Annotated in this window: 10 protein-coding genes; 3 read left to right on the forward strand and 7 right to left on the reverse strand. The window is 64.7% G+C overall.

What is annotated here, in order from left to right:
• Nucleotides 1-107 precede the first annotated feature (107 nt).
• Nucleotides 108-698, reverse strand: coding sequence for a PEP-CTERM sorting domain-containing protein (locus AB2N08_RS08225; RefSeq protein ID WP_367610150.1), 591 nt, complete (start codon nucleotides 696-698; stop codon nucleotides 108-110).
• Nucleotides 699-720: 22 nt separating this feature from the next.
• Nucleotides 721-3,066 (reverse strand): family 43 glycosylhydrolase, encoded by a 2,346-nt coding sequence (locus AB2N08_RS08230; RefSeq protein ID WP_367610151.1) that lies wholly within the window; start codon nucleotides 3,064-3,066, stop codon nucleotides 721-723.
• 343 nt (nucleotides 3,067-3,409) lie between these two features.
• On the opposite strand from AB2N08_RS08230, the gene AB2N08_RS08235 reads away from it, so the two are divergent.
• Nucleotides 3,410-4,171, forward strand: a complete 762-nt coding sequence (locus tag AB2N08_RS08235; RefSeq protein ID WP_367610152.1) for a hypothetical protein — start codon at nucleotides 3,410-3,412, stop codon at nucleotides 4,169-4,171.
• A 20-nt stretch (nucleotides 4,172-4,191) separates the two neighbouring features.
• Here the strand turns inward: AB2N08_RS08235 and AB2N08_RS08240 are convergent, their stop codons facing one another.
• On the reverse strand, nucleotides 4,192-5,322 hold the full coding sequence (locus tag AB2N08_RS08240) for a branched-chain amino acid ABC transporter substrate-binding protein (protein WP_367610153.1): 1,131 nt from the start codon (nucleotides 5,320-5,322) through the stop codon (nucleotides 4,192-4,194).
• Between the two features lie 232 nt (nucleotides 5,323-5,554).
• Here AB2N08_RS08240 and AB2N08_RS08245 point away from each other — a divergent pair, with 232 nt between their 5' ends.
• Nucleotides 5,555-6,010: a hypothetical protein gene (locus AB2N08_RS08245; protein WP_367610154.1), complete on the forward strand. Its 456-nt coding sequence runs from the start codon at nucleotides 5,555-5,557 to the stop codon at nucleotides 6,008-6,010.
• Here the strand turns inward: AB2N08_RS08245 and AB2N08_RS08250 are convergent.
• From AB2N08_RS08250 to AB2N08_RS08265, 4 genes are all read right to left on the reverse strand, one after another.
• Nucleotides 6,007-7,359, reverse strand: coding sequence for an ATP-binding protein (locus tag AB2N08_RS08250; protein ID WP_367610155.1), 1,353 nt, complete (start codon nucleotides 7,357-7,359; stop codon nucleotides 6,007-6,009). The genes AB2N08_RS08245 and AB2N08_RS08250 overlap by 4 nt on opposite strands.
• The gene (locus AB2N08_RS08255) at nucleotides 7,356-8,018 is read right to left on the reverse strand and encodes a response regulator (RefSeq protein WP_367610156.1); all 663 of its coding nucleotides are present in this window, start codon (nucleotides 8,016-8,018) and stop codon (nucleotides 7,356-7,358) included. The genes AB2N08_RS08250 and AB2N08_RS08255 overlap by 4 nt, the downstream gene beginning before the upstream one ends.
• Nucleotides 8,019-8,064: 46 nt before the next feature.
• Nucleotides 8,065-9,615, reverse strand: coding sequence for a Do family serine endopeptidase (locus AB2N08_RS08260; RefSeq protein WP_367610157.1), 1,551 nt, complete (start codon nucleotides 9,613-9,615; stop codon nucleotides 8,065-8,067).
• Nucleotides 9,616-9,824: 209 nt separating this feature from the next.
• Nucleotides 9,825-10,295, reverse strand: coding sequence for an Hsp20 family protein (locus AB2N08_RS08265; protein ID WP_367610158.1), 471 nt, complete (start codon nucleotides 10,293-10,295; stop codon nucleotides 9,825-9,827).
• Nucleotides 10,296-10,509: 214 nt separating this feature from the next.
• Between AB2N08_RS08265 and AB2N08_RS08270 the strand changes: the two genes are divergently transcribed.
• Nucleotides 10,510-12,426 carry a M61 family metallopeptidase gene (locus AB2N08_RS08270; RefSeq protein ID WP_367610159.1) on the forward strand — a complete coding sequence of 639 codons (1,917 nt, stop codon included), beginning with the start codon at nucleotides 10,510-10,512 and terminating at the stop codon, nucleotides 12,424-12,426.
• Nucleotides 12,427-12,457 lie beyond the last annotated feature (31 nt).

The raw sequence follows: 12,457 nt of genomic DNA on the forward strand, positions 1-12,457 counted from the left end.
AGGTTAACCCTCGTAAACCAATGCCTGCAACCCCTACTTCCTAAGTCAAGCAAATTATTCCGGACAGCAGTGCGCCTCCGCGGGAACGACGTGCATAGGCAGGTGACTTATAGCCTGCTGCCCGACGAGCGACGACTGACCGGACATGCGTCATGCCTGCGCCTGCGCGTTACCAGCCACCCCACGCCCGCAATGCCCAACAGCGCCAGCGTGCCCGGCTCCGGCACCGTAAATGCATCCATCGCCCATTGCGTGCCGCTGCTGTTGTAGATCGTGAGCGTGTCGATGCCGCGCCAACCGAGTTCGATCCACTGCGGCGTAATAGTGTCGATCACGTACGACACATCGGTCGCGAACAGCAGCTGGCCCGCGCGGCTACCCTCGAACGAGAGTTCCTGTTCATACCAGGCCGATGTGAAGAAGGCGCCGACAAAATCGAAGCCGCCTGCATTCGAGATCGTGACGGTGGCGCCGCCGTGGTTGAAGGCGACGTTGACGCCCGAGACCACGCCGCTGGCAAAGCCGCTGTCCGGATACGCGTCGGCGCCAATCACGCCCACCCCGGTCCAGTTAAAGCCCGCGTAGCCATCGGCGATGACGGCAGTGTCGCTGCTGGGCAGGTCGTCGAAGCCGATGACGTCGGCCTGCGCACTTGCGCAGCACGCCGCCAGCAGAAGCGCGATGATGATGTGTTTCATGTGGTGCTCCTTGAGGTAGAGGTTACTGGCGCACGAGCGCCGCGATATCGGCGTCGCTCAGTGCCGAGCCATAGATGCGCAGGTCGTCCATCGCGCCCTGGTACGGCGCATCCCACCAGTTCACGCCCAGCGCGAACACGCCGCTGGTGTTGGTGAACACGTTGGGAAAGCCCGTGCCGGCAAATCGCTTGCTGCCATCGATGTAGACGTTGAGCGCGCCGTTCTTCACGGTGAACGCAACATGCGACCAGCGCCCAACCGGGATGTTCATGCCAAGGCCGGCGTCATACCAGGCCGTGCCCGACCACAGCATCGACGCACCGCCCACGCCCGCATGCCCCATCGGCAGCAGGCTGACCCACGACTCGGTCGTGCGCGCGCCGAAGAAGGTGGTGGAGAACGCCGTCAGCGCCGCCGGCTTGAGCCACAGCGTCACGCTGTAGTTGTGGCTCGCGATGAGGCCATTGGGCAGCCGCACGCCGCTTGCACCGTTGAAGACGGCCGCCCTGCCCTTCACGCCCGCCTCGTAGGCGATGCTGCCGCCTGGTGCGTCGATCCGGTTGCCGGTGACGCTGCCGGCAGCGAAGATGCCGCCCGCGTCAGCCAGGCTGCCATCGAAGGTGTAGTGCGCCAGCAGGCCGCCGGCCTTGCGCACGGTGACGACGAAGGTCTTGATGACCACCGTACTGCCCTTGGCAATGCGCGCCGTGAGCGTGACGTTCACGTCCCCACTCGAAGGGCTGGTGACGACGCCGGTGTTGCTGACGACTGCCGGGTTCGACGAAGTCCAGGTGATGGTCGCGCCGCGCGTGCCGCTTGTCGGCAGCGCGAGATTGGCCGTGACGGCGCTCGTGTTGCCCAGGCTGAGTTCCGCGGCGACGGCATTGACGGTCTGCGCCTCGGTGCGCGGCAGCAGCCGGCTGCCAAACAGCGCCACGCCTTCGCGCGAAAGGGCCGAGAAGGTCATCGCGTAGGTCTTGGCCGTTTCGTCCCAGCCGTTGACGAAGACGCCCTTGTACGGCGAGGCGCCGGGCAGGCGGATCTCGATCCCGTTGCTGCCCGTGAGCAGCCAGCTGCCGGCCACTGCACCCGTGATCGTGCCGTCGGCATTGAGCGCGATGTGCTGCGACTTCTTGATGGCCGCCGAGATGTCCTTGCCGTGGTTGACCAGCATGTAGTCGCCCTGCACGAACTCGCGCCGCACGGCCCCAAGCGTCTCGCCCGTGTAGCGGCGTGGCGCGACGACCGGCCAGCCGTCGGCATTCATGAACAGTTGATGGGTGCGGATTTCGTGCTGCTCGCCGCGCTCGGGAAAGCGCGCGTGAAAGATCAGGAAGTGCTTGCCGCTGGCCGGATCGACGTACGCCGAATTGTGGCCGGGTGAGACATAACCGGTGCCGATGCCCGCGCCCGTGTCGCCCAGCTTGCGCTCGAACAGGAAGCTGCCCATCAGCTTGACGCCGTACGGTGCGATCGACGCGTCATCGAACAGCGGCTTGGTGGGATCGGATCTGACACCGGCCATGTCGTTGCCCTGGGCGTCGACGTACGGGCCGTCCGGGTTGAGCGAGCGCGCGACGCGCATATTGTAGCCACCGGTTGAATCGAGGCCGCCGAAGGACGTGAACAGGTAATAGTGCGACGTGGCCGGGCTGTACATGACGTAAGCGCCTTCGATGCGTGCGTGGTTGCCGCCCATCAGGCGCTTGCCATAGCCCTGCCCCGGCAACGGCACACCGGTTGCGGGATTCATCGCCATGATGAAAATCCCGCCCGAATACGAGCCGTAGATCATCCACAGCTTGCCGGCATTATCCGAAAACACGTGGGGATCGACGGCATTCGGATGTTTCATCGCGTCGTAGATCGTGCCGTCATGGCTGGGCTGGCCCCACATCCCCGATTTCAGAATGATGCCCTTGTCAACATACGGGCCTTCGATATTATTCGACACCGCAATACCCAATGCGGACCGCGGCGAATCGCCCTTGCAGGCGTTGTAATACATATAGAATTTACCGTCCGGCATGCGCTTGACATCGGCCGCCCAGAGCGTTGTCGATTGGGCCCAGTCGAATGTCTCGGCCAGTTCGGTGAATACGTTCGACGCGCCATTGAGGAATAATGGATTGCTTGCGGTGACGCCTTCGCTGACCTGCTGCCATTTCATCAGGTCACGCGATTTGGCGGCGGCCAGGTGTGACCCAAATACATAAAACATGTCGCCCACCTTGATCACCGACGGGTCATGCACGGCGGCGTTCTGGAAGACGATCGGGGCGGGAGCGGCCTGGGCCGCGGCGAGTGAGGGAAGCAGGGCCGATGACAATACGGCCCATGTTCCCAGATAGGAAAGGGTGTGATGCACGCTGGTCTCCGTTATATTTATTTGCATCGAATGATTCAATGCTGGAAACGAGAATGCGGTATTTTTATGGCATTGGCAACCGGATCGGATGAGCGAATTTATGAGGTTTCATGACTGCAATAACTGCGATTACTTAAATATCGACATTCTCGATAAAAACAGAAAAATGATTATCGGCGCGATTTCAGCGATCACCTTTTTTTGAATATATCGCGCCAAATCCAATAAAAAGTAATCGCGCGGGTTTGTATGAAAAAACGGATGTTGGGGCCGCGCCACAGTGTCGCTGCCCTCCAGCGGTTCACGCGCTGTGTCAAAATGGCTTCTTTCCCTAGAAAACGCCATGCACAAACTGATTGCCGAACTATTGCGGCTGTATCTCCCCTTTGATGCGTTGCCGCCCGACGTCCTGGCGCTGCACCTGCAGGGCCAGCAGAACGCGCCGGTCAGCCTGACTGGCAGCGACGGCCTGACGCGCGCGATGATGATCCCCTTTCGCAAGACCAAGGGCGCCGACAGCGAGGCGCACTGGATGCGCTTGTGCGAAGTGGCCAATGCACTGCAGACGACTTTGAGCCTGCCGGCGCCGGCGGTGAGCATCTCGGGCGGCGACGCTTATTATCTGTGGCTGTCGCTCGAGACGCCGGTGCCGGCCGAGCGGGCGCAGGCGTTCCTCGAACGCCTGCGCACTGCTTACTTCCCTGAAGTCGACCTGGCGCCGGACGCCGTGCGCGCGCCGGTCGCCCTGCCGCCCTGCCTGCACCCGCGCACCGGCCGCTGGGCCGCCTTTATCCACCCCGGGATGGGCGCATCGTTCGCCGATGAACCGGGACTGGACATGCGGCCGCCGCCGAACGGTCAGGCCGGCTTTCTGGAAGGATTGGAGAGTATCGATGCAGAAGGGTTCGAGCGCGTCTGGCGTTTGCTGGAGCCGGCCACGGTGAGTGCGCCGGTGGCGGCGTCACTCGATACGCCGGTGGTTGCCAGCGTGCCGGCGTCTGCCCCGCCGGCCGGGTTGCTGCTGAAAGACGCGACGCTGGAAGACATCGTGCGCCACCTGCATGCGAAGAATATCGAGCCGACCTTCCGGCATCGGATGTCGTAACGCAGGCGGCGCCGTCTACCTTACTTGGTGACGGTGATCAGGGAGCGCTTGCCGCCCTTGAAGCCGTACAGGGTGATGGTCCCGTCGCGCACGTCGCCGCGCGCATCGAACGCCACCGGGCCGGTCACGCCCTTGTACTCGGTCTTTGCCAGGAACGGCAGGTATGTCGCAGGCGACGTCGAGCCAGCCTTGATCATCGCCTCGGCCATCACCATCGTCGCGTCGTACGCATACGGCGCGTTGATCTGCACATCGATCCCGAAACGCTTCTTGTAGTCGGCGCGGAACTTGTCCATGCCGGCCTTGCCTTCACCTTGCACGCCGCCGGCTTCCGCGCACACAACCTGGCCGTCGGCCATCGTGCCGCCGGAGAGTTTGAAGATCTCGTCCGAGCAGATGCCGTCGCCGCCCATCATGCGCACGTTCATGCCCAGCTGCTTCATCTGGCGCAGCATCGGGCCGGCCGTGGCGTTCATGCCGCCGAAGAAGACCATGTCAGGCTTGGTCGCGCGGATGCGGGTGACGATGGCCGAAAAATCGGTCGCCTTGTCGTTGGTGAACTCGCGCGCGACGATCGTGCCGCCCTGCTTTTGCAGGCTTCTGGAAAATTCCATCGCCAGGCCCTGGCCGTAGGCGGTGCGGTCATCGACCACCGCCACGCGGCGCACTTTCATGGTACCGGTCGCGTAGCGGCCCAGCGCCTGGCCCAGCTGGACGTCGTTGGCGATCGTGCGGAATGCCGTCTTGAAGCCCTGCTGCGTGTATTTCGGGCTGGTGCTCGACGGCGAGATCTGCGGGATGCCGCCGGTGTTGTAGATCTTCGAGGCCGGGATCGTGGTGCCCGACGTCTGGTGGCCGATCACGCCGTTGACCTTCGCGTCGACCATCTTCTGCGCCACGCTGGTGGCCTGTTTCGGATCGCCGCCGTCGTCTTCGGCCACGAGCTGGAACGTCACCTTCTTGCCGGCGATCGTCACGCCGCGTGCGTTCAGGTGTTCGATCGCCATGCGCGTGGCGTTCTCGGTGTCCTTGCCAAAGTAGGCCACTGGCCCGGTGACCGCGGCCGCGTGACCGATCTTCACGACCTCCTGGCTCGACGCCAGGCCGGCGGCTGCCGCCAGTACGCTGGCGACCAAAATATGCTTGTTCATCGATTCCTCAGTATGCAAACGGGCGGGCGAAACGCCGCCAAACCGGCCATTTTACCGTGAGTGCGCGCGCCGCGCTGGCGTGACAATTGACGATATTTGGTCAACGCCAGATGCGCTATGCTGCCTGACCTGCAGGGCGCAAACGCCTGCGGCCGCGCGTAATACAGCAACGACAACGAGCACCCTTGCGTCAAACATCATGCACACTATCTCATTCAGAATCCGGGCTGCCTTGACCGGCAGTCTGTTGCTGGCGCTGTCAGCCCTGCCGGCACACGCGCAGCTGCCGGCCCCAAGCCGCACGATCTACAAGTGCAATGTGGCCGGCAAGATTGCCTATACCGACGTGCCATGCCTCGGCGCGAAGCGGCTCGACGTGGTGCCGGCGCGCGGCGTCGACAAGCTCTCGGGCACATCCCGTTTGGGCGCGGATGTGGCACGCGAATACCACCATGAGAACATGGCGCGCATCTTCAGGCCCATTACGGGGATGAACGAACAGCAGTACGCTACAGCCACGCGGCGTTACGCCCTCGACGCCAGCGCGCAGCGTGCATGCCGCGCACTGGAATCTGCGATCGTCGACAACGAGCGCAGCGAACAGGAAAGCAGCGCAGGCGCGCCGATGGAATCGCTGCGCCGTGACACCTTCAGCCTGCGCCAGCGTTATCACGAACTGCGCTGCTAGAGGCCTGTCTGCACGGGCGTCTTGAACGTGACGGTCGCCATCAATCCGCCCAGCCGCCCGGAAGCCCCCAGCGTGAGCACCGCGCCATGGCGCTCGGCGATCGCCTTGATGATCGCCAGCCCCAGGCCGCTGCCGGCAGCTTCGCTGCCGGGAACGCGGTAAAAGCGGTCGAATACGCGTTCGCGTTCGTCGGGCGGGATACCGGGGCCGCTGTCTTCGACCTGTACCGCTACCGTACCGGGGCTGCTGAGCACCGAGATATCGACCGTGCCGCCGCCAGGCGTGTACTTGACCGCGTTGTCGACCAGGTTGCGCAGCAGGATCTGCAGCGCATCGGGCTGGCCGTCGACGCTGGCCGGGTCGGCCTGCTGCAGGCCCAGGTCGACGCCCTTGGCGGCGGCCACGCCGGCCAGGTCGGCGGCCGTGCGGCGCGCCAGGTCGGCCAGGTCCACCGGCCGGGTTTTCGCAACCGAGCCTTCGGCGGCGGTGGCTTCTTGCCGCGCCAGGATCAGGAGTTGTTCGACCAGGCGCGTGGCGCGGTCGATGCCGGCCGTGAGGCGCCCCACCGCGACGCGGCGCGCGTCGGGCGTGTCGGCGCGGTCGAGGCTTTGCGCCTGCAGGCGCAAGGCCGCCAGCGGCGTGCGCAGTTCGTGCGCGGCATCGGCCACGAAATGCTGCTGCGCCTCGAATGCGGTGCGCACGCGGCCAAACAGCAGGTTCAGTTCTTGCACCAGCGGGCGCACTTCGTCGGGCAGGCCGGTATCGGACACGGGCGACAGATCGTCGGCCTGGCGCGATGCGACCTGTGACTGCACCCGCGCCACCGGTTGCAGCGAACCGCTCACGACCCACCACACCACCAGCATCAGGATCGGCATCATCACCGCGATGGGCCCGAGCGTGCGCAGGGCCAGGTTGCCGGCCATATTGCGGCGCACGGCCAGGTCTTGCGCGACCTGCACCGTTTGATTGGACGTCTGGATCGAGAACACGCGGTAGGTGGTGCTATTGGCGCGCACGTTCGAAAAACCGAGCACCGCGCGCTGCGGCAGGCGCGCGCGCGAGACACTGTGGAACATCTGGGCGCCGTCGGGAGACCACATCTGCACCACCATGTCGTCGTTGCCGCCGGCGCTGTCGGCCTCTTGCCGGGCGCGCGCTTCGTCGTTCGACAGCGGCGTGCTCGATCGCAGCGACAGGGCCATCTGCTGCATGTGGTAATCGAAGATCTGGTCGGCGTCGTGCAGCGCGGTGCGGTAGGCGATCGTCGCCTGCGCCACCGCCGCGATCGTGATCGCCGCAAGCAGGAACCAGAGCAGGCGCCCGCGCAGCGAGTGCGTCATCTTCATGCTTTGGGCACCATGTAGCCGACGCCGCGCACGTTCTGGATCAGGTCACTGCCCAGTTTCTTGCGCAGGCCGTGGATGTACACCTCCACCGCGTTGCTCGAGACTTCGTCGCGCCAGCTGTACAGCTTTTCTTCGAGCTGCGCGCGCGAGAGCACGGCGCCTGGCCGCGCCACCAGCGCCTCGAGCACGGCCCATTCGCGCGCCGAGAGCGATACCTGGGTGCCGTCGACCATGATTTCGCGGGTGGCCGGATTGATCGTGATGTTGCGGTATTCAAAAATCGGCTCGGCGCGGCCGGCGGCGCGGCGCAGCAGTGCGCGCAGGCGCGCCAGCAGTTCATCGAGATCGTAGGGTTTGAGGACGTAATCGTCGGCGCCGGCATCCAGGCCCGCGATGCGCTGGGCCACCGAGTCGCGCGCGGTGGCCACCAGCACCGGGGTGCGGTCCTTGCGCGCGCGCATCGAGCGCAAGACTTCGAGGCCATCCTTGCGCGGCAGCCCCAGGTCGAGCAGCACCAGATCGTAGTTCTGGTTCTGGATCAGGGCCGTGTCGGCCATCTCGCCGTCCTTTACCCAGTCGACCGCGTAGTGCTCGGCCCTGAGCAGGTCGAGCACCACTTCACCGATCATCGTATCGTCTTCCACCAGCAGCAGTCGCATCGTTCCCTCGTTTGTAAAAGTGCGACCCCGGGGACGCTACACCATCTTAACCAATCCGCACCGGAATGAAGATCTTCTCGTCGCCCCGCTGGATCAGCAAGGCCACCGACTTGCTGGCCTTGGCCACCATCTCGCGCACCTGGGCCACCGAACTGACCGGCCGGCCATTGACCGAAATGAGCACGTCGCCCGGTTCGATGCCCGCGATCTGGGCGGCGCCCGAGGCGTCCTCGATCAACAGGCCGGCCGCGATGCCGCTCTGGCGGCGCTCGATCGGCTCGAGTGGTCGCAGGGACAGGCCCAGCCTGGCGCTGTTGTCCACCGTGTTGCCGACATCTTCCGCCTGGGCGCGGCGCGGCTTGTCGGCCGCGTCGGCGAGCGTTGCGCTGATGCGCACCAGTTTGCCGTCGCGCCAGACGTCCATTGCCACCTTGTCGCCCGGCTTGGCCAGCGTCATCATGGCCGGCAGGTCGGCCGAGGCGACGATGGCCGTGCCATTGGCCGTGCGAATCACGTCGCCGGACTTCAGGCCCGCGCGTTCGGCAGGACTACCACGTTCGACGCTCGACACCAGCGCGCCCTCGACCGATTCGAGCTTGAACGAATCGGCGAAACTCTGGCCGACCTCTTGCACGCTCACACCGAGCTTGGCATGCTGCACCTTGCCGGTGGCGACGATCTGGTCCTTGATGCGCACGGCCAGGTCGATCGGGATCGAGAACGACAGGCCCTGGTAGCCGCCGGTCTGGCTGTAGATCTGCGAATTGATGCCGACCACTTCGCCGCGGGTGTTGAACAGCGGGCCACCCGAGTTACCGGGATTGACCGCGACGTCGGTCTGGATGAACGGCACATTGCTGTCGCCCTGGATCGAGCGGCCGGTGGCGCTGACCACGCCGGCGGTGACGGTGCTTTCGAGGCCATACGGCGAACCGATGGCCAGCACCCATTCGCCCACCAGGACCGATTGCGATTTGCCGATCGGCGCCACGGGCAAGCCCTTGGCGTCGATTTTCAACACAGCCACGTCGGTGCGCGGGTCGGCGCCCAGGACCTTGGCGCGAAACTCGCGGCGATCCTGCAGCTTGACCGTGACTTCGTCAGCGCCCTGCACGACGTGTGCGTTGGTAAGGATGACGCCGTCCGGGCTTACGATGAAGCCCGATCCAGCGCCGAAAACGGGCGCTTCACGACCACCGCGCTCGCTACCACCGTAGCGCGGGTCTTGAAACTGCTTGAAGAACTCATACAGGGGATGCCCCGGGTCCAGGCTCGGCATGCCGCCCTGAGCGCCACGGGCCGCCGACTTGGTGCCACCGACGACGCGGATATTGACCACGGCCTTGCCCTGTTGCGCGGCGATGCGCGTGAAGTCGGGCAGCGCCACGGTTGACGACGGCGCGCCCACGGCGGCAGCCGGCGCAGGCGCCGGGGCGGCCGCAATGACGGCAGGCGCGCGTTCGGCGGCGGCATTGGCAGTGGCGTTGTTGTGATTGACAGCGATGGCACCGACCGCGCCGCCGATGACGCCCGCGGCACACAGGGCCAGCGTCAGGCGTTTGGCAGTGATGGCAGTAACGGCACTTGGATTCGACATGGATGTGCTCCTGATGAAAATTCGGTGAATCGGTGTGGTGAAATTCGATGAGAGTAGTGTCGCGCAACCATCTTAGACGGTACTTAAGTTGACAATGGCAGGGGCTTAAACGCGACTTAAGGATGGGCGCGCGGCGTTCTTCCGTTGACGCAAAAACGTCGTTCCCGCCTGCGCGGGAACGACGTGCTTATGCTGACACTAAAAGACGCTTAGGCAGCGGCGCGCTGTTCCAGTGCCTGGACGTTGTCGCCACTGATGGTGCCGGCGGCGTCGCCGATGGCGATCTTGCGCGGCTTGAGCGCCTCGGGCACTTCGCGCACCAGTTCGATGGTGAGCATGCCGTTGTCGAACGACGCGGTGGTGACCTTCACGTGGTTGGCCAGCTGGAAGCGCTGCTCGAAATCGCGCGCTGCGATGCCGCGGTGCAGGAAGGTGCGCTGGGCGTCGTCCTTCTGTTTGCGCCCGGTGACGTGCAGGCTGTCACGCTCGGTGATGATCTCGACTTCGTCACGGCTGAAGCCGGCCAGCGCCATCACGATGCGGTATTGGTCTTCGCTCACCAGTTCGATGTTGTACGGCGGGTAGCTTGGCTGCGACTCGGCGCGTTGCTCGAGCAGGCTGGCCAGGCGATCGAAACCGATGGCGGAACGGTACAGGGGGGTCAGGTCATAAGTACGCATGATGTCTATCCTTTTGAAATTAAGCGATAAGGGTGCGGACCTCCGTTGAGCATCCGCTGGTACCAATCTAATGCCGGGTATCGGGAAATCAAGGCAAGCAAAATACGTATTTTTATTAAAAATGCCAAATTTTATTTGCATGATGTATCAGCGAAAAATCGGCCCCGCAGGCGGTGCTACACTGCCCGGCTTCCTTTCCTTCCTGCTTTTTTCCATGACCGCACCCCGCACTTTCTTCGCACGCGCTGCCCGTCCGGCGAGCGCATTGGCCCTTGCTTTTGCCCTGGCCCTGCCTGCCTCGGCGCAGGTTCCCGCCGTCGGCGACGCCCCGTATCCCGGCACGATCGCGCTGCATGTCGACGCCAGCAACCTGGCGCAGCAGGTCTTCAGGATGCGCCTGTCGATGCCCGCGCGGCCCGGCCCGATGACGCTGCTGTATCCGCAGTGGGCGCCGGGGAACCACGGCCCGAATATCCCGCTGACGCAACTGGCCGGCCTGAAATTCAGTGCCGGCGGCAAGCCGGTCGAGTGGAAGCGCGACCCCGTCAACGTGTATGCATTCCACGTGGTCGTGCCGGAAGGCGCGACCACGCTCGAAGCCGAGTACCAGTTCCTGTCGCCGCTCGACACGACCCAGGGCCGCATCACGATGACCGACGATATCCTCGGCGTGCAGTGGCAATCGGTGGCGCTGTACCCGGCCGGCTACCAGGCGCGCCGCATCACCGTGCAGCCGACGCTGCGGCTCCCCGCCGGCTGGCAGTTCGCCAGCTCGCTCGAGGTTGAAGGGCGCACGGGGGACGAAGTGCGCTTCAAGCCGCACGACCTCGACACGCTGGTCGACTCGCCCCTGTTCGCGGGTCGCTACTTCAAGCGCATCGACCTGGCGCCGGGCGCGAAGCAGCCGGTGATGCTCAACGTGGTGGCCGACAATCCCGAAAGCCTCGAGGCCAAGCCGGAACAGATCGCGCTGCACCGCGCGATGGTCGACCAGGCGCTCAAGCTGTTCGGATCGCACCACTACCGCCAGTATGATTTTCTGTTTGCGATCTCGGACGAATTCGGCGGCATCGGCCGCGAGCACCAGCAGTCGAGCGAGAACGGCGTCAAGCTCGGTTACTTCACCGAATGGAACCGCAACGAACCCGGACGCGAACTGCTGCCGCATGAATTCGTGCATTCGTGGAACGGCAAGTTCCGCCGCCCTGCCGGCCAGGATGTCGCCAACTTCAACACGCCGCTGCAGAACGAACTGCTGTGGCTATACGAAGGCCAGACCCAGTTCTGGGGCAAGGTGCTCGCCGCGCGTTCGGGCCTGGTCTCGCAGACCCATGCGCGCAACGCGCTGGCGATCGACGCGGCGCGCTACGACACCACCCAGGGCCGCGACTGGCGCGCGATGCAGGACACCGTCAACGATCCGATCATCAACGGGCGCCGCCCGATCGGCTGGGGCAACTGGCAGCGCAGTGAGGATTACTACACCGAGGGCATGCTGATCTGGCTCGACGTCGATACCAAGATCCGCGAACTCTCGGGCGAAAAACGCGGCCTGCAGGACTTCGCGCGCGCCTTCTTCGGCATCGACAATGGCAGCACCGACACCACGTTCTACACGTTCGACAACGTGGTGGCCGCGTTGACGAAGGTGCAGGCATTCGACTGGGCGCCGTTCCTGCGCGCGCGCCTGGACGGCCACGGCCCGGGCGCCCCGCTCGATGGCATCGGGCGCGCCGGCTGGAAGCTGGTGTACGGCGACACGCCCAACGACACGACGCGCGGCGCCGAAGAACGCACCAAGATCACCGACTTCACGTACTCGCTGGGTTTCCAGGTGCGCGCCGACGGCGGCATCACCGGCGTGATCTGGGATGGCGTGGGCTTCCGCGCGGGCCTGGCGGCCAACACCACGATCGTGGCGGTCAACAACCGCGTCTACAAGGGCGATGTGCTGAAGGCGGCGGTGCGCGCGGCCAAGGATGGCAAGGCGCCGCTCGAACTGTTGGTGCGCAAGGGGAACAACCTGCGCACGATCGCGCTCGATTATCGTGACGGCCTGCGGTATCCGCGCCTGGAGCGCATTCCAGGCACGCGCGATCGGCTCGATGTGTTGTTCAAGGCGCTGAAGTAAGCGTCATTGCGTAGCGTGGATGGCCCGGCCG

Origin of the sequence: Massilia aurea (assembly GCF_040790145.1) — a bacterium.
GTDB classification, from domain to species: domain Bacteria; phylum Pseudomonadota; class Gammaproteobacteria; order Burkholderiales; family Burkholderiaceae_D; genus Telluria; species Telluria aurea_C.